At 62.1% G+C, this 15872-nt stretch carries 17 protein-coding genes and 7 tRNA genes; 14 read left to right on the top strand and 10 right to left on the bottom strand.

The window, feature by feature from the left end:
• Window positions 1–6 precede the first annotated feature (6 nt).
• From BN1133_RS16510 to BN1133_RS16500, 3 genes are all read left to right on the top strand, one after another.
• Complete coding sequence (locus BN1133_RS16510; RefSeq protein WP_050667562.1) at window positions 7–1176, top strand: multidrug effflux MFS transporter; 1170 nt, start codon at window positions 7–9, stop codon at window positions 1174–1176.
• A gap of 14 nt (window positions 1177–1190) precedes the next feature.
• The gene (locus BN1133_RS16505; protein WP_050667561.1) at window positions 1191–2234 is read left to right on the top strand and encodes an oxidoreductase; all 1044 of its coding nucleotides are present in this window, start codon (window positions 1191–1193) and stop codon (window positions 2232–2234) included.
• Window positions 2235–2514: 280 nt separating this feature from the next.
• Complete coding sequence (locus BN1133_RS16500; protein WP_050667560.1) at window positions 2515–2775, top strand: hypothetical protein; 261 nt, start codon at window positions 2515–2517, stop codon at window positions 2773–2775.
• 111 nt (window positions 2776–2886) lie between these two features.
• On the opposite strand, the gene BN1133_RS16495 is transcribed toward BN1133_RS16500, so the two are convergent.
• Entirely contained in the window at window positions 2887–5139 is a 2253-nt protein-coding gene (locus BN1133_RS16495) for an immune inhibitor A domain-containing protein (protein ID WP_050667559.1), read from the bottom strand.
• A 310-nt stretch (window positions 5140–5449) separates the two neighbouring features.
• On the opposite strand from BN1133_RS16495, the gene rraB reads away from it, so the two are divergent.
• Window positions 5450–5797 (top strand): ribonuclease E inhibitor RraB, encoded by a 348-nt coding sequence (gene rraB / locus BN1133_RS16490; protein WP_193556651.1) that lies wholly within the window; start codon window positions 5450–5452, stop codon window positions 5795–5797.
• A 22-nt stretch (window positions 5798–5819) separates the two neighbouring features.
• Here rraB and BN1133_RS16485 read toward each other — a convergent pair whose 3' ends face one another.
• Window positions 5820–7808 carry a putative bifunctional diguanylate cyclase/phosphodiesterase gene (locus BN1133_RS16485; RefSeq protein WP_050667558.1) on the bottom strand — a complete coding sequence of 663 codons (1989 nt, stop codon included), beginning with the start codon at window positions 7806–7808 and terminating at the stop codon, window positions 5820–5822.
• Between the two features lie 156 nt (window positions 7809–7964).
• On the opposite strand from BN1133_RS16485, the gene BN1133_RS16480 reads away from it, so the two are divergent.
• Window positions 7965–8462 (top strand): hypothetical protein, encoded by a 498-nt coding sequence (locus BN1133_RS16480; RefSeq protein ID WP_050667557.1) that lies wholly within the window; start codon window positions 7965–7967, stop codon window positions 8460–8462.
• 29 nt (window positions 8463–8491) lie between these two features.
• On the opposite strand, the gene BN1133_RS16475 is transcribed toward BN1133_RS16480, so the two are convergent.
• From BN1133_RS16475 to rsgA, 6 genes are read right to left on the bottom strand one after another with little or no spacing between them, the layout of a single operon-like run.
• On the bottom strand, window positions 8492–9616 hold the full coding sequence (locus BN1133_RS16475; protein WP_082178042.1) for an AAA family ATPase: 1125 nt from the start codon (window positions 9614–9616) through the stop codon (window positions 8492–8494).
• A 14-nt stretch (window positions 9617–9630) separates the two neighbouring features.
• Window positions 9631–10035 carry a hypothetical protein gene (locus BN1133_RS16470; RefSeq protein WP_050667556.1) on the bottom strand — a complete coding sequence of 135 codons (405 nt, stop codon included), beginning with the start codon at window positions 10033–10035 and terminating at the stop codon, window positions 9631–9633.
• Between the two features lie 3 nt (window positions 10036–10038).
• On the bottom strand, window positions 10039–10290 hold the full coding sequence (locus BN1133_RS16465; protein WP_050667555.1) for a DUF2960 domain-containing protein: 252 nt from the start codon (window positions 10288–10290) through the stop codon (window positions 10039–10041).
• Window positions 10291–10304: 14 nt separating this feature from the next.
• On the bottom strand, window positions 10305–10541 hold the full coding sequence (locus BN1133_RS16460) for a VF530 family protein (RefSeq protein WP_050667554.1): 237 nt from the start codon (window positions 10539–10541) through the stop codon (window positions 10305–10307).
• A gap of 4 nt (window positions 10542–10545) precedes the next feature.
• On the bottom strand, window positions 10546–11412 hold the full coding sequence (asd, locus tag BN1133_RS16455) for an archaetidylserine decarboxylase (RefSeq protein WP_050667553.1): 867 nt from the start codon (window positions 11410–11412) through the stop codon (window positions 10546–10548).
• A gap of 23 nt (window positions 11413–11435) precedes the next feature.
• Window positions 11436–12476 (bottom strand): small ribosomal subunit biogenesis GTPase RsgA, encoded by a 1041-nt coding sequence (gene rsgA / locus BN1133_RS16450; protein ID WP_050667552.1) that lies wholly within the window; start codon window positions 12474–12476, stop codon window positions 11436–11438.
• Window positions 12477–12555: 79 nt separating this feature from the next.
• Between rsgA and orn the strand changes: the two genes are divergently transcribed.
• The 9 genes from orn (at window position 12556) to BN1133_RS16405 (ending at window position 14556) form a co-directional block, all read left to right on the top strand.
• A complete protein-coding gene (orn, locus tag BN1133_RS16445; RefSeq protein WP_050667551.1) occupies window positions 12556–13101 on the top strand; it encodes an oligoribonuclease in 546 nt (181 codons plus the stop codon).
• Window positions 13102–13248: 147 nt separating this feature from the next.
• Window positions 13249–13324, top strand: a tRNA-Gly gene (locus BN1133_RS16440).
• A 22-nt stretch (window positions 13325–13346) separates the two neighbouring features.
• A tRNA-Gly gene (locus BN1133_RS16435) sits at window positions 13347–13422 on the top strand.
• 22 nt (window positions 13423–13444) lie between these two features.
• Window positions 13445–13520 (top strand) — tRNA-Gly (locus tag BN1133_RS16430).
• Window positions 13521–13544: 24 nt separating this feature from the next.
• Window positions 13545–13620 (top strand) — tRNA-Gly (locus BN1133_RS16425).
• Window positions 13621–13645: 25 nt separating this feature from the next.
• Window positions 13646–13721: transfer RNA gene (locus tag BN1133_RS16420), tRNA-Gly, on the top strand.
• Window positions 13722–13746: 25 nt separating this feature from the next.
• Window positions 13747–13822, top strand: a tRNA-Gly gene (locus BN1133_RS16415).
• Window positions 13823–13846: 24 nt separating this feature from the next.
• A tRNA-Gly gene (locus tag BN1133_RS16410) sits at window positions 13847–13922 on the top strand.
• A 178-nt stretch (window positions 13923–14100) separates the two neighbouring features.
• Window positions 14101–14556 carry a hypothetical protein gene (locus BN1133_RS16405; RefSeq protein WP_050667550.1) on the top strand — a complete coding sequence of 152 codons (456 nt, stop codon included), beginning with the start codon at window positions 14101–14103 and terminating at the stop codon, window positions 14554–14556.
• 33 nt (window positions 14557–14589) lie between these two features.
• Here the strand turns inward: BN1133_RS16405 and ppgK are convergent, their stop codons facing one another.
• Both ppgK and BN1133_RS16395 read right to left on the bottom strand, forming a co-directional pair.
• Entirely contained in the window at window positions 14590–15351 is a 762-nt protein-coding gene (gene ppgK, locus BN1133_RS16400; RefSeq protein WP_050667549.1) for a polyphosphate--glucose phosphotransferase, read from the bottom strand.
• 73 nt (window positions 15352–15424) lie between these two features.
• Window positions 15425–15872, bottom strand: a 448-nt coding sequence (locus BN1133_RS16395) for an epoxyqueuosine reductase family protein (RefSeq protein ID WP_462477400.1), incomplete at its 5' end; no start/stop codon positions are given.

The following is a 15872-nucleotide window of genomic DNA, read 5'->3' as shown; positions in this document are numbered from 1 at the left end:
TTGAAGATGGGATTGCTGTCTCTTTTGGTGCTGCTGGTGTTGTTCAGTCCTCTGGCCATCGATATCTACTTGCCTGCTATTCCCCAGATGGCCGAGTCTCTCGGCGCACCGGTGGAGTGGATGCAGGGCACCATCACCTGGTTCCTGTCCAGCATGGGAGTGGGCCAGTTGTTGGCCGGCCCGCTGGCCGACCGCCACGGGCGTCGACCGGTGGCCCTGTGCGGTATCCTGCTCTATTGTGCCAGCGCCGTGCTGGCGGGCTTTGCCAGCAGTCTGGGCGCCCTGATGATGGCTCGGGTGTTGCAAGGCCTGGGAGCCTGCGCCACCTCGGTGGCCGCCTTCTCTGTGGTTCGTGACAGCTATGGCCCGAAAAAGAGTGGCCAGATGATCTCCTACCTGAACGGTGCCATCTGCTTTATTCCGGCGCTTGCGCCTCTGCTCGGTGGCTGGCTTACCGCCCGCTTCGCCTGGGAGGCCAACTTCTGGTTTATGGCCGGCTATGCCGCGATCGTCGGCAGCTGGCTCTGGTTCACCATGCCCGAGACCCGCCCGGCCGAGACCCGCAGCGAGGGGCCATTGATCGCCTGGGAACGGTATCGCCCGGTGCTGGGAGACAGCAGATTCCTGTTCAATGCCTCACTGTGTATGTTGGCGATGGCGGTCATCCTCGCCTACGTCACGGCAGCTCCGGTGCAACTGATGGTCAAGTTGGGACTGGACATGAATGGCTTTAGCCACTGGTTTACCGCCAACGCCGCCCTCAACATCATCGCCTGCTTCATGGCGCCGCGCCTCATCGGCCGTTTTGGGCCGCGTCGAACCCTGCGTGCCGGTCTGCTCGTGATATCCTCGTCGGCACTGCTGCTGACCTGGCTGCGCGGTGTCGAGACGCCGCTCGCCATGATGGGGCCCGTCTTCCTCTCCAGTATTGGCTTTGCCATGGTGATGGGCTCGGCTGCCGGCATGGCCCTGGCACCGTTCGGCCACTGTGCCGGCACCGCTGCCGCCCTGCTTGGCCTGCTGCAGATGAGCGGTGCCGGAGCCCTGGTCGGGGTCACGGGGGCGCTTGCCACCTCGTCCATGCAGCAGCTTGAGATGCACATGTGGCTGATGTTGCCGCCCCTGTTGTTGCTACTGACTCGACGTGGCCGCCGCCTGTGTGATACCGGAGTCTGAGAGAGGAGTTCGTGATGGCGCTGAATACCGCTCTGGTCGGCTATGGCTATGCCGGCAAGACCTTCCACGCCCCGCTGCTGCGCAGCGCCGAGGGCATAAGGTTCACCACTGTGGTCAGCCGGGATGCTGACAAGGTGCATGCCGACCTGCCCGGAGTACGGGTGTGTGACATGGCCACCATGCTGGTTGACCCCGAGATTGCGCTGGTGGTTATCGCCACGCCGAACGACACCCATGCCCCGTTGGCGCGGCAGGCCCTGTTGGCCGGCAAGCATGTGGTCATCGACAAGCCGTTTGCCCTCGATACCCGTGAGGCCGAGTCGCTGATCGCCCTGGCCGAGACGCAGGGACTACTGCTCAGCATCTTTCACAACCGCCGCTGGGACGCCGACTTCCTGACCCTGCGCCGTCTCATCAATGAGGGGCTGCTTGGCGAGGTGAGGGTGCTGGAGAGTCGCTTCGATCGCTTCCGCCCCACGGTGCGTCAGCGTTGGCGCGAAGGGAGTGGGCCCGGTGCCGGGCTCTGGTTCGATCTTGGCCCGCATCTGCTCGATCAGGTATTGCAGCTGTTTGGCGAGCCAGACTGGTTGCAGGCGGACATCGCCGGCCAGCGCGAAGGCGCCATGAGCGATGACTACTTCGAGGTGATCCTGGGCTATGGCCGGTGTCGGGTGCTGCTGCGTGCCGGCTCCCTGGTCTCCCATGCGGTGCAGCGCTTCACGGTACACGGTACCCGTGCCAGCTATGTCAAGTCGGGTCTGGATCAACAGGAGAGCTGGCTTAAGGCCGGGCTCTTGCCCGGCCAGCCTGGCTGGGGCGAGGGGGAATCCCGGGGGAGGCTCTACACCCGACAGGAGGAGCAGATCGGTGAGGTGACCATTGCCCCCGAGGCAGGGGCCTACGCCAGTTACTATCCGGCCGTTGCCCGCGCGGTGCAGGGGGAGGGGGCCAACCCGGTGCCGGCTGGCGAGGCGCTGCGGGTGATGGCCCTGCTGGCCCTGGCTCGTGACAGCGCCGGGCAGGGGTTGCGCCTGCCCTGCGGGTCAGCTTCTGTCTGAACTCATCACCCTTGGGCAATTTGTTGCTGTGAGGGGAGTTGTTGCTCGGCAGATGAAATAATGAGCCATCTGGGGCGTAAATAACGCCAGATTAGTGGAAGATCCTACAACGCATGCAAATATAGCCATCTTTCATCCACCGAAGAAAAAAATCTCATTGAAAGACACGTTTTACTTCCGGTTCCATAGGGATATAGTGCGCGCCGTGTCAGGCCGGAATGTGATCCGGCGCACAGGGATGGTGCCGACCATCTCTCAACCTGTCTTCGAGGAATGACTGATGAACAAAGTACTGGTAGCCGGTATCCTGGGTTTGATGTTGACCGCTTGTGGCCAAAAAGAAGAGGCCAAGGCCCCTGCCGCCGAGCCGGCTCAAGCCGCCGCTGCCGCCGTGAGCGATGCTGCTGCGACCGTTGAGCAGGCTGCCGACAAGGCCGCCGAGAAGGTTGAGCAGGCCGCCGATGCCGCCAAGACCGAAGCCGCCGCCGTGAGCGATGCCGCCGCGACCGTCGAGAAGGCTGCCGAAGAGAGCAAGAAGTAAGCACCGAGATCGGTTTGGCGTCTCGGGACGCCGAATTGACATAGAAAATCCGAAACCCGTCTCCGGGTTTCGGATTTTTTTATATTCTGCCGTGTCGGCAGAGGGTGACTATCAGGGATGCTGGCTGATGATGATGCGACCCGTGGTCATGTTGCGAGCCTGGCCCGTGACCTGGATCTTCAGTCCGTATTCGGGCAACTTGCGGCCCGCATCGGGAATGTCGTCGCTGATGTAGCGCTTGCTGTCCTTGAAGACCCGACGCGGAGCCAGCCACAGATCCCGCAGGAAAGACCCGCTCGAGTGTTTGATCTCCAGCGGGCGTTGGAAGCCCAGGCTGAAGGTGGCATCGTGGATCTGGTAACGGGTACTGGCGACGGCGCCGTCGCTCCATTTCAGGGTGTGTTGATCCGCATCGACTACGCCGAGGAAGCCTTCACCGGGATGGACCCCGACCCAGTTATTCTCCTGGCTGCCATCCACGTACCAGAGCAGCATGCCCGGCTCGTAGCGCATCATCTGTCCGGCAACGTTGATGTGGGCCAGTCCCTTGTCGACACCGGCGTGATTACGCCATTCGGCCAGGTAATAGTGCTCCTTGGCTTCGCTGCCGTCATTCCGGGCGAAACCGGCCAGGGTGAAGGCACTCGTCCCCTCGGCTCCGTCGTTCAGTACCAGGTCGCCGTCGGCTTGGACGGTCAGCTCATCCACGAAGAAGCCCTTCTCGGCCACGCCACCGTCACTCAGGTACTGCAGGGTCAGCTCGATGCGCTGGCCGGCCCAGGGAGTGAGGTCAAACTCGGCATCACTCCAGCCATCCGAGTTACCTGTGATACCTGCGCCAAAACCGACGCCATTGGGATCGTTGCTGGTGGTCAGGTTACCCGTGATGGGTTGGCCATTGACCAGCACCCTGGCGTAGTCATAGTCCTGCTCGATCTGGTACCAGGTCTTGAACGAGAGGGTGGCCTGGCTGCGACCGGTGAGATCGAGCGATACACTCATCCGGTTATCCAGGTTGTTGCCCTTGCCGCCATGGTATTGGAACTGGCCGGCGTAGGGGGCATTGAGCGGCACCTTTTTGGCGGGCAGATTGATACGCACCACGTCGTCGTTACGCCCCTTGTCGTTGGCCTGATCCAGCATGTAGACGTTGCCACGGGCGCCGAGATCGTCGACGTGAACATTGCTGCCATGCTGCCAGTTACCGCCCAGAGAGGCTTGCAGGAACTCTTTGGCCCAGGGTGAGAAACCGGTCGGCTCGGTGCCACCGATGACGCCGGCCCAGGAGCCCGACGACATGACGGACCAGGTGGCGATAGGTTCACCCTTGCCGGTGTACTTGGTGTCGTACTCGTCCGGCAGCCCCAGGTCGTGACCGTACTCATGAGAGCAGACGCCGGCCGCCGCATCGATGGGCTGGATGGTGTAGTCATAGGCCGAGAAGTTGGTACCCGGCAGCTGATAGACCTTACCGAGGTTCCAGCGGTGGGCCCAGATGGCATCTTCACCCAGATCGCCGCCACCGGCTTCTTCCCCGATGCTGGAGTGGAAGATCATCAGGTGGTCGATGAGGCCATCGGGCTCGTTGCGGTTGCCATCTCCGTCCAGATCGTAGCGATCCTCCTGGTCGAACTCGGACAGGTCGATAGAGGGATCGTTGGCCACCTGGTTGAGGGCTTCCCGCACCAACTCCCGGACGGCAGTCTGGTTCTTGTTGCTGCCGTAATAGGCGGCATTCTGGCTCGCCGTGTACCAGCCGGCGACCTGACCGGCCACGCTATAACTCTGGCCGGACTGCTGCTCGTAGAACTGGCGCATGGAGATGAACTTCTCGCCACTCGGGCCGGCATAGCCCTTGGAGGAGAAGAGCAGATCCTGATAGTGCTCCGGCGCATAGTCCGGGTAGTACATCTTGGTCTGGTCAGGCTTGATGCTGTTTTTCGGGTAGTCCGGGAAGTCGATCAGGATGGCCAGGATGCGGTCGGTTCGTTTGCCGCCGCTCCACTGCTCCTTCTCGATCCCCTTGAGCAACAGGGTCGGGATACGATCGCGCAGGCGCGCCGTACCGTTGAGCTTCACCTTCTTGAGGATTTTGGCGCGAATGCGGGACTCCTGAAAGGCGAGATCGCCGCTGTGACCATTGTAGGCGCTGGCTTTATCCCGATAGAAGCGGGAGAGGATGTTCTGCTCCGCCTCCGGGGTAGCCAGTGCCGGTATGCGTCCACTGTCGCGCAGCATTTGCAGCACCTTCTCCTCGTCTGCCAACGGGGCGTCAAAGGGGCCGTGAACCGGGGCGGCAAATGCGTGGCTTCCAATCATAAGGGTGGAGCCTATTGCCAGGCTCACTATTGTTTTTCTTGTCATCGTTCATGTGCTCCTTCACACGATGGATATGGTGCGAGTCTTCGCTCGCCGTCCCTTGATAACCTCCCGTGCGCCCCTTGTCATCGTGCTGTCATCAGGGGATGCTGTGGTATTGAGCCTGAAAGTTAACGATATGTTGCGACTGAGCGCTGGCTGAGCATCTGGATCCACTGGTCGGATGGGTTGTTGTGGAATAAGGTTTCGATCTGGCTTTTTTTCTCTCTCCCCCATTCGGGGGGAGGGAGAAGCGATTGAGCCAAAGAGGGGGGCGCGTTATCCTTGCGCCCAACTTTCCTGCCCTGGAGGCGTTATGAGCACCAACCTGCAAGAGTGGCGTGAAGAGACTCTCGCCATCATCGACGAGCTGCTGGCCGATGGCAGCAATCCCGACGCGGAGTACGAGATTGAGCACCACTTCGCCTGTCAGGACTTTGCCCGTCTGGAGAAGGCCGCGGTGGATCTGTTCAAGGCCGGTTACGAGGTGACCGATGCCGAGGAGATGGAGCTGGACGACGGCGCCACCATCCTCTGCTTCGATGCTATCACCCAGAAGCCCCTCAATGCCGACGCCATCATGGCCGATGTGGAAGCCATGCTCCCCATCATCGCCAAGCATGGTGTGGAGTACGACGGTTGGGGAACCTACTTCCAGGAGTAAGAGATCCTTGCCAAGAGGCCGCTCATTGAGCGGCCTCTTGATTTTTCGCAAGCGTCAGGAAGCGCTCGGCAAACTGTATCGGAGGCAGGGGAGGGCTAAACAGATAGCCCTGCAGCCGTTGACAGCCGGCAGCTACCAACCAGCCGTGCTGTGCCTCTGTTTCGACCCCCTCGGCGGTGATCTGAATGCCCAGCTCCTGAGCCAGGCCTATCACGGAGCGAACGATGGCGGTGGTGGTCGGATTGCTCTCCAGCTCGCGAATGAAGCTGCGATCCAGCTTCAGATTGTGCACCTTGAGGCGGGAGAGGTAGGCGAGGGAGCAATAGCCGGTGCCGAAGTCGTCGATGGCCAGGGAGAAGCCGGCGGCCAGCAACTGACGAAGATTGCTATCGATCTCCTCGGCATTTTCCATCAAGACGCTCTCGGTGATCTCCAGCTCCACTCTCCCGGTGGAGAGGCCGCACTCATCGATGATGCGGCATAGCTCAAGGCAGAGTCCGGGGTGGCGAAACTGCAGCGGCGAGAGGTTGACCGAGAGCAGCAGCCCGGGGTGATGCGGCTGCCAGCGGGCAAGCTGGGCGCAGGCTCGCCTCATTACCTGCAAGCCAAGAACCCCAATGAGTCCCATTGATTCGGCCAGCGGGATGAACTCATCGGGAGAGATGGGGCCCAGCTCGTCATCGTGCCAGCGGCAGAGCACCTCTGTGCCCAGCAGCTCTCCCCGGGGGGCGCCCATGATGGGTTGATAGACCAGATGCAGGCGCTCCTGACGAATGGCCACGGGCAGGGCCTGTTCCAGATGACGGCTGCGTCGGATGCGGGCGGCCAACTGGGGATCGAAGGGGTGGCAGGTGATGCGCTCGCGCTTGGCCTGAGCCAGGGCCGCCTCCGCATGTCCCAGCAGGAGTTCGGCCTCACTGCTCTCACCTTCGGCATAACCCAGATGGCACTCAATCTGAATCAGGTGATCCTGTACCTGATAGGGAGGGAGAAGCTGGCGGTGGAGCGCCTTGACCCAACTGGCCAGAGGCAGTGTCAGATGGTGCAAGGGCAGCAGCAGGCAGAAGTCATCGGCGGCGAGACGCCCGATCAACGCCTCTCTGGGGGCCAACTGCTGCAGGCGCACGGCAATCTGGCTCAGTAACTGGTCTGCCACTCGAATACCGAAGCGGTCATTGATCTCGCGAAAATGCTGAACGTCCAGCATCACCAGGCCGACCGCTTGACGTGGCAGACGCTGGGTCTGCTCGAGCAGGGTCGAGAGTTTCATCAAACCGGTCAGGCTGTCGAAATGGTGAGCGCGCTTGAGCTGCTTCTGGGTCGAGCGCAGTCCGGTGACGTCCCGATAGAGGGTCAGCAGGGCGGGCTCTCCCAGGCCGGGGACGCAGAGTCGGGTCACGGCCAGTTGGTGGAGGCGCCCGGCGGCATCCTTGAGGGAGATTTCGACTTCGGCAGCGGGGAGCTCATGGAGTGGATGTCCGGCCAGAGGGAGCGGGAGATCCTCGCGGCGAGCCCCGAGAAACTGCAGCAGGGCGTGGTTGCACTCCAGTAGCTGGCCGTCCTCCCGGGTCAGGCTGATGAGATCCGGTATGGCGTCGAGTACCCTGCGCAGCAAGTGCTGATGAAGAGAGAGTGCCTCCTCAACCCCCTTGAAGTGAGTGATCTCCTCCACCATGCCGAGCACGGCCAACGCCTCTCCCTGTGCGCCGAAGAGAGGCAGTTTGTGGCTGTTGATCCAGCACTCTTGGCCACCCTCCTGACAACGCGTCTGCTGCCCGATCAAGGGGGCGCCGTGGGCCAGTAGCCGACGATCCTCGTCCCGGTAGCGATCTCCCCAGGGCAGCTCGTGATCGTAGCGTCCTACCAGGTCATCCGGAGTGGCGAAACCGGCCTGCCGGGCAAAGGTGAGGTTACAGAAGAGATAGCGTCCCTCTGGGTCACGGCAGAAGAGGCTGATAGGCAGTTGGTCGAAGACCTGTTGCAACCAGTCGGGAAGGATCAGGGTGGTCACGGGAAGACTCAGGCTACGGTTTGTCCGCAATCTAAGCGAGCGTCGCGGGCTTGTAAAGAAAGGCTCATGCAAAACCGGGAGAGGCTGACAGTTTTTACGGGGCGGTGGATAATACCGGCCTGGCCAGAGGGCCAGTCATCCAAACGAGAAAAGAAAATGAAGAAGGCTTATGGTGCCGCGCTGGTAGCCCTGCTGCTGGGCGGTTGTGCCGGTGACAATGGCAGCAATGAGGACTATCGCTACACGCCCCCCCAGGCGATGGCCACCAACAACACCCAGACCATGCAGATCCCGGTGGATCTGGTGTGGTCCCGGGCCGAGAAATGGTTCAAGGATCACGGCCTGCAGATCGAAAACAGCCAGCGTGGTGCCGGTCTGATGACGGCCTATCTGCCCGAGGCGGCCGACGGCCTGAAGTGGCTCGACTGTGGCTCCATGGGGGCCAAGGTGGTGGCGGGTGAACCCAATGTGCAGGTGAACCTCATCATCACCCAGAGCGGTGACAACAGCGTGGCGACCGTCAACGTCAAGGGCAATACCCGTCTCTACTATGTGGAGTCATCCGGCGAGCGCATCGCTGCGCCTTCCCTCAAGCCTGTCTGCATCTCTCGTGGCGAGCTCGAAAATGGTCTGTTTGCCACACTGGGCAACTGATCTCTCCCGACAGGCGGGATGACCGCCTGTCACTCTTCATCGAAGTGCCACTCCCGTCGCCGCGGGTCTTCCAGGCAAGTTTCTCCTTCGACCATTTGCAGCGGGAATCGCTTGCAGGAGGCGTGAGCCTCTATGCAGGAGGCCAGTACCGGACTGTGCGTGGTGATCCAGAGCTGTGAGTAGCGGGCCGCCTCGGCGATGAGGCGCCCCAGCGCCGGCAGCATATCCGGGTGCAGGCTACTCTCGGGTTCGTTCAGAACGAGCAGGGGAGCCGGGCGGGGGCTGAGCAGCGCAACGGTCAGGCAGAGTAGCCGCAGGGTGCCATCGGAGAGCTCTCGGCCATCGAGGGGGCGGACCAGTCCCCGACGCTCCATCTGAACGGCAAAGCCGGTCTCGAATCGGGTGACTCCGAAGCGGGTATCGGGTAGAGCCTCACCCAGGATGCGATGCAGCAGTTCTTTGTCGCCAATGTCTTCCACCGTCGCGAAGGCCGCCGCCAGATCCTGGCCATCGTGGCCCAGCACGGGAGTGAGTATGCCCGGCCTGGGATGGCGCAGGGGAGAGCCGGGGTGGGTATCGAAGTGGTGATAGAAACGCCACTGACTCATCAGGTGGCGCAGCTTGGCCAACTCGGGGTAGCGATCCGGCTCGGCCAGGTGTCCGAACACCGATTCATGATGGAGCATGCCGGGGGCATACTCCACCTTCTCCCCGTCCAGATTCTGAGCCATGACGGCCTGGTTGCGGCGCAGCAGCAGCTGGTTGGCAGGAGAGCGGCGCAGGCCGAGCCAGGCCTCTTCCTGTTTGATCTGGGGATCCTGGGTGAAGCGGGAAAAACCGGGGATGGGGGGCGGCAAACCAATCTGCAGCTCGTACCCAAACTGCTCGCTCTGCATGCCGAGTATGATACGGCGCGGGGATCCCGCCTTGTCTCCGCGGCGCCAGCCGCCTGCCCACAGGGCCTGGCTGATGCCTCCCTCGGCGCTGAGGGTTTGCGCGAGATCGCCTGCCGCGCTGCGGGTCAGCAGGCGAAGGGCGTGATAGAGGTTGCTCTTGCCACAGCCGTTGGGGCCCTGCACCAGATTGATACGATCGAGGGACATGCGCAGTTTGCGTACCGAGCGGTAGCCGCTGATCCAGATCTCGTGCAGCACAGGGGAATTCCGGGTTATGGGGCGCCGTAGTTGTGGAAGCGGGCGTGGCCATCCTCGCTCAGCACGAAGCCGCGGCTGCGCAGCAGAGACCAGTCGCCGCTCTCCCACATGGGTTTGTCACCCCGGTTGCGACGGGGCAATACGATGGCGTCACGCTCCGGCAGATAGACTTCGGCCTCGCTGTTGTCCCGGGCGACCAGCACCCAGGCGGTTCGGTCATCGCCATACTTGAGAGAGCCGAGTCGGACCGCCTGCTCGGCGGGGATGAGGCAGCGTTCCATCAGGGGAGACCAGCGATATCCTTCGCTGCGCAGGCAGCCGTGCTGGTCGCGGACCAGGGCCTCATCATCCCACCAGGGCAGCAGGCTGCAGCCGGGCAGTAGCGTGATCATCATGACGATCCCTGTCATGCGTAACATGGGTTACTCCTGTTCGTCTCTCACGATGACGATGTCGCTGAAACCGAGTTCACGGAAGTAGTTCTCGCGAAACTCCTTGAGCATCTTCTTGTCGCGGCGGCTGATGTTGGCCACCTGCTCTTCCATGGCGCGGTAGCGCACCATATCGATACCCTCGGCGGCGGCAATGGCGTCAAAGATGCTGTGGTGTTTGTCGTTGGCGTAGCCAATCGACTTCAGCTGTTTACGATACCGATAGGTGATGGTGAATGCCATGATCGTTCTCTGATTTATGGTTTTTGCCAGATAGTGGCCTGCTGCCGGGTCAGCAGATAGAGGGCCTCTACCTTCTCGCGGGCCCAGGGGGTGCGGCGCAGGAAGGTGAGGCTCGACTTGATGCTGGGGTCATGGGTGAAGCAGCGCACCGGGATCTGCCGCCCCAGCTCGGGCCAGCCGTAGTGATCCACCAGTTCGGTGACCATCATGGCGAGGGTCACCCCGTGCAGGGGGTTGTTCGACTGGCTCATAGACTCATCCCTTGAGGCGGGCAAACGGGGCGCCCATGCGGGTGACCACGCCCGGTTGCAGGTGCGGCTCGAACTGCTCGAGCATGCCCGGTCCGAACAGGCAGACGACCGTGCTGCCAAGCTTGAACAGCCCCATCTCCTCGGCCTTCTTCAGGGTGATAGCCTGCTCACCCGGGTAGTCCCAGCGCTTGACCTCTTTGCGACCGCACGGGGCGATGCATCCGGCCCAGCTGGTCTCGATGCTGGCGACTATGGTGGCGCCGACCAGCACCATGGCCAGGGGGCCGTGTTCGGTGCGGAAGGTGGCGACCACCCGCTCGTTGCGGGCGAACAGGTTGGGCACGTTTTCGGCGGTCAGGGGATTGACCGAGAAGAGATCCCCCGGCACGAACACCATGCTTTCAAGCACACCGTCCAACGGCATATGGATGCGGTGGTAGTCCTTGGGCGCCAGGTAGATGGTGGCGAAGTCACCGTCTTTGAACGGGGCCACCAGATCGTCATAGCCCCCCAACAGCTCGCGGGCGCTGTAGTCGTGGCCCTTGGCCTGGATGATGCGGCCCTGGCTGATGGGGCCGAGCTGGCTGACGGTGCCGTCCACCGGCAGGGCCAGGGTCATGGGATCCTCGACCACGGGGCGGATTCCCTCCTTGAGCGGACGGGTGAAGAAGGCATTGAAGCTCTTGTAGTGAGCGGCCTCTTCATGCAGGGCCTCGCTCATGTCCACGCCGTAGCGACCAATGAAGTATTCGATGATGCGGGTGGTCAGGGTGCCCGCCTCGGCCGCCGCCAGTTTGCCCACCAGACGGGAGAGGGCGTGTTTGGGCAGGCAGTATTGACCGGCAATTTTCAGGGTATCGGTGAAGCTCATGATGCTCTCATTCGAAAAGTGGATCAGAGGCGGGCTTGCTGCCGGCCGTGACGGGTTTCCTGCATCGACTCCAGGATCCGGTGATAGTTGCCAAAGCGCTCGCGGGTGATCTCGCCCCGCTCGACCGCCTCGCGCAGGACGCAGCCGGGGTCATCCTTGTGCTTGCAGTCCCGGAACTTGCACCCCCCCAGGTAGTCGCGAAATTCCACGAAACACCAGGTGACCCGCTCCGGCTCCAGGTGCCAGAGGGCGAACTCGCGAATCCCCGGGGAGTCGATGAGATCGCCGCCGCTCGGGAAGTGGTAGAGGCGCGCCGTGGTGGTGGTGTGCTGGCCCAGACCCGAGACCTCGGAGATCTCGCCGGTCAGCACATCCAGCCCGGGCAGCAGGGCATTGGTCAGCGATGACTTGCCTACCCCGGACTGGCCTACGAAGATGCTCACCTTGTCGGCCAGGGCGGCCTTGAGGGCGTCAATACCCTCGCCGCTCTTGCTGCTCACCAGCAGCACCGGATAACCGAGTCCACGGTAGATATCGAGTTGACGCTCGATGGCGACGCGATCGGCGTCCCCCAACATGTCGACCTTGTTGAGGACGATAAAGGGGGTGATCTCCACGTCTTCGGCGGCTACCAGGTAGCGGTCGATGATATTGCTGGAGAACTCCGGCATGACGGAGGAGACGATGACGATCTGATCGATGTTGGCCGCCACCGGTTTGACCCCGTCATAGAAGTCGGGACGGGTCAGCACCGAGTGGCGAGGATGGACCGCCTCGATGACCCCCGGAACCCCTTCGTTGCTGCCCGGTCGCCAGATCACCTTGTCGCCGCACACCACGCTGCCGAGGGTGCGTCTCAGGTTGCAGCGGCCCAGGGTGCCATGTTGGGACTCCACATCCGCATGCTGGCCGAAGCGGCTGATGACCACCCCCTCCTCGGGGGCGCCCAGCAGGCTGTCATCGATCTGCGGCGCCTTCTCTTTTTTGAGGTCGTTCAGGCGCTTGTCGCGGTTGGCTTGTACCCGCCGCTGCTGTCCCAGATTGAGTTTCGCTCTCTTTGCCACGCGATTCGCCGTTTTGCTGCTAAAAACAAAGCCAGTATGATACATGCAAATTCACAAAATGCCGCCAAGAGTAAGCAAGATGACCGTTTCAGAGCAGAATCTGGTGTGGATCGATATGGAGATGACCGGCCTCGATCCCGATGAGTGCGTGGTGCTGGAGATCGCCTCCATCGTCACCGACAAGGATCTCAATGTGCTGGCCGAGGGGCCTGTGCTGGCCATTCATCAGAGCGAGGCCGAGCTGGCCAAGATGGACGAGTGGAACCAGAACACCCACGGCGCCTCGGGCCTGATCGACCGGGTGCGTGCCAGCCGGCACGACGAGGCGGCCGCCGTGGCCGAGACCCTGGCCTTCCTGCGCCAGTGGGTGCCCGAGCGAACCAGCCCCATGTGCGGCAACAGCATCGGCCAGGATCGCCGCTTCATGGTTCGCCACATGCCGGAGCTGGAGTCCTTCTTCCACTACCGCAACGTCGACGTCAGCACCATCAAGGAGCTGGTGCGTCGTTGGAAACCGGAGATCCTCGGGGAGTTCAAGAAGCAGGGGACCCACCAGGCTCTCGATGACATTCGTGAGTCGGTGGCCGAGCTGCGTTTCTATCGGGAGCGGATCTTTACCATCTGATCCTCGGCCATCGGGGGGCGGGTGAAAGGCCCGCCAATTCGGCGAGCTTTTAGGCATTCGCACCAGCGTGGCCGAAAAAGCCCTTGCAATTGAAGTGCCCCCTCGTATAATTCGGCTCCCGTGCAGTAGCGCAAGCTGCCGTACGTTGCGGGAATAGCTCAGTTGGTAGAGCACGACCTTGCCAAGGTCGGGGTCGCGAGTTCGAGTCTCGTTTCCCGCTCCAAATTTCGTCGGTGATGCCCGTTGCGGGAATAGCTCAGTTGGTAGAGCACGACCTTGCCAAGGTCGGGGTCGCGAGTTCGAGTCTCGTTTCCCGCTCCACTCATCGCGAAGACAATCTGTTGCGGGAATAGCTCAGTTGGTAGAGCACGACCTTGCCAAGGTCGGGGTCGCGAGTTCGAGTCTCGTTTCCCGCTCCAAAATATCGCCGATGGCACTCCGTTGCGGGAATAGCTCAGTTGGTAGAGCACGACCTTGCCAAGGTCGGGGTCGCGAGTTCGAGTCTCGTTTCCCGCTCCAATCCATCGCGATGACAATCTGTTTTGCGGGAATAGCTCAGTTGGTAGAGCACGACCTTGCCAAGGTCGGGGTCGCGAGTTCGAGTCTCGTTTCCCGCTCCAAAAATATCGCCGATGGCACTCCGTTGCGGGAATAGCTCAGTTGGTAGAGCACGACCTTGCCAAGGTCGGGGTCGCGAGTTCGAGTCTCGTTTCCCGCTCCAAACCATCGCCGATAACACTCCGTTGCGGGAATAGCTCAGTTGGTAGAGCACGACCTTGCCAAGGTCGGGGTCGCGAGTTCGAGTCTCGTTTCCCGCTCCAAAATCTCCTTCTCTCGAATGGCTCTTCGCCCCTTGCGGCACGTTTTGTTCCACTTTCTCCCGGTTGTCGATTTATTCGCCACTTCTTTGACTTGTCGCAATCCCTCTCTCGGGACCGCTTGGCGCCGTTTTTCCCTCTGTAGATACTGGGATCGAGTCAATGACCGGAGGAGTTCATCATGCGCTTCCAACAGATCAAGGACTTGCTGCACTACCTGGAGCAGGTGCATCAGATGTTGTCACGCCTCTATGGCCGCCTCGAACGACAGGCGGATGCCGAGCGCAGCCGCCTGCTGCTGGCCTACCTCAGGGGGCGCGAGGAGTCGGCGCTGGTCCATCTGCAGGAGTACCGGCGGCAGATGAGCGAGGGTGTTTCAGATACCTGGCTGGAGCTGGGGTTTGCCGACGACCTGATCCCCCTCATCAATCAGAGCGAACTGCCGGCCACCATGACCACGGATCATATCGTCTCTCTGGCCGATGGCATCGAGAGCCGGCTGGTGAGCGAGCTCTCCCGTCTGGCGCGCGAATGCCCGACCGAGGGGACCGCCAGCCTGCTCGACACCCTGGCCGCTCTGGAGCAGCAGCGGCGTCACCGCCTGATCCACGGTGCCCACCGTCTCGACGATATCTGATGACATGGGAAGAGGGCGTGGTGCCCTCTTCTGTCATCCGCGACGACTCTGCTTGCGCCCCTGGCGGCTGGCGGCATAGAGGGCTGCCCCTATGATACCGGCCTGGTTCAGGCTGGCCGCCGGCAACAGGGGAGCCCGGGTGGCTATCTTGTCGATGAACTTGTCCATCTTGGCGGCGCTGCCGCCACCCAGGATGAAGAGATCCGGGGAGAAGAGAAATTCGAGTCGCGCCAGATAGTGATTGAAGCGCTTGCCCCATTTGCCCCAGCCCAGATCCTCGCGCTTGCGTACCGCGTCGGAGCAGTAGTGCTCGGCGACCATCCCCTCCAGCATCAGATGGCCCAGCTCGGTGTTGGGCAGCAGATGGCCGTTCACAAACACGGCGGTGCCGATGCCGGTGCCGACCGTAATCAGGATGACCACCCCCTCGTGCCCCTTGCCCTCGCCGAAGCGCATCTCGGCAATGCCTGCCGCATCGGCATCGTTAAGTACAAAGCAGGGCAGGCCGGTGATCTCGCCAAACAGTCGCTCGGCGTCGGTCTCGACCCAGCTCGGGTCTATATTCGCGGCACTCTTGGCAATCCCGTGATGGATGATGGCCGGAAAGCCGCACCCTACCGGGCCTTTCCAGTCGAAGTGCTCGACCAGCGCCTTGAGGGTGTGGGCGATGGCCGCCGGGGTTGCCGGCTGCGGGGTGGGGATGCGGTGGCGTTCGCCGATGAGCTCTCCCGTTGTGGTATCGACCAGGCATCCCTTGATGCCGCTTCCACCGATATCGACTCCCAAAATGTGCATGCTCTACTCCTTGTCTGCACGGGTGACGGCACAGGATGAAAAACCGGATATCCCGGTGCAAGCCCTGCGATGGCTAGGCGTGATCCGGTAGACCTTTTTCGATGCAGCGGATCAGCCTTTGAGTCTTCTTGTTCTCTTCTTCGGCGCGACTCTGGAGGGTGGCGAGGGCCCAGTCGACATGCTCGGCCACCAGGGGCGTAGCATGGGGGCGTGCCTGTTCGAGAGCCGTGATGACCGCCCCGTCGGCCGGTCCGTTGCCGAGCGCTACCGCCAGGTTGCGACGCCAGCGCTGGTAGCCGATACGGCGGATCGGGCTCCCCTCTGTGTGCTTGAGAAAGGTCGGTTCATCCCAGCTCCACAGGGTGAGCAGGGGGGGGCGGTGCAGATTGGGGCGCGGGGTGAAGTCCGGCTCGGGGGTGGCGTCCGCGTAGCGGTTCCAGGGGCAGATCAGCTGGCAGTCATCGCAGCCATAGATACGGTTGCCGAGCGCCGGTCGCAGTTCGACCGGGATGGGCTCGTCG

The sequence above is a fragment of the Aeromonas schubertii genome (assembly GCF_000820105.1).
Taxonomy (GTDB): Bacteria; Pseudomonadota; Gammaproteobacteria; order Enterobacterales; family Aeromonadaceae; genus Aeromonas; species Aeromonas schubertii.
This window is presented reverse-complemented; position numbering and strand designations above follow the sequence as displayed.

Bases quoted from the DNA above. Each gene is read 5' to 3' on its own strand.
- BN1133_RS16510 (WP_050667562.1), top strand. From the start codon at position 7: ATGGGATTGCTGTCTCTTTTGGTGCTGCTGGTGTTGTTCAGTCCTCTG.
- BN1133_RS16505 (WP_050667561.1), top strand. From the start codon at position 1,191: ATGGCGCTGAATACCGCTCTGGTCGGCTATGGCTATGCCGGCAAGACC.
- BN1133_RS16500 (WP_050667560.1), top strand. From the start codon at position 2,515: ATGAACAAAGTACTGGTAGCCGGTATCCTGGGTTTGATGTTGACCGCT.
- BN1133_RS16495 (WP_050667559.1), bottom strand. From the start codon at position 5,139: ATGACAAGAAAAACAATAGTGAGCCTGGCAATAGGCTCCACCCTTATG.
- rraB (WP_193556651.1), top strand. From the start codon at position 5,450: ATGAGCACCAACCTGCAAGAGTGGCGTGAAGAGACTCTCGCCATCATC.
- BN1133_RS16480 (WP_050667557.1), top strand. From the start codon at position 7,965: ATGAAGAAGGCTTATGGTGCCGCGCTGGTAGCCCTGCTGCTGGGCGGT.
- BN1133_RS16470 (WP_050667556.1), bottom strand. From the start codon at position 10,035: ATGTTACGCATGACAGGGATCGTCATGATGATCACGCTACTGCCCGGC.
- BN1133_RS16465 (WP_050667555.1), bottom strand. From the start codon at position 10,290: ATGGCATTCACCATCACCTATCGGTATCGTAAACAGCTGAAGTCGATT.
- BN1133_RS16460 (WP_050667554.1), bottom strand. From the start codon at position 10,541: ATGAGCCAGTCGAACAACCCCCTGCACGGGGTGACCCTCGCCATGATG.
- asd (WP_050667553.1), bottom strand. From the start codon at position 11,412: ATGAGCTTCACCGATACCCTGAAAATTGCCGGTCAATACTGCCTGCCC.
- orn (WP_050667551.1), top strand. From the start codon at position 12,556: ATGACCGTTTCAGAGCAGAATCTGGTGTGGATCGATATGGAGATGACC.
- BN1133_RS16405 (WP_050667550.1), top strand. From the start codon at position 14,101: ATGCGCTTCCAACAGATCAAGGACTTGCTGCACTACCTGGAGCAGGTG.
- ppgK (WP_050667549.1), bottom strand. From the start codon at position 15,351: ATGCACATTTTGGGAGTCGATATCGGTGGAAGCGGCATCAAGGGATGC.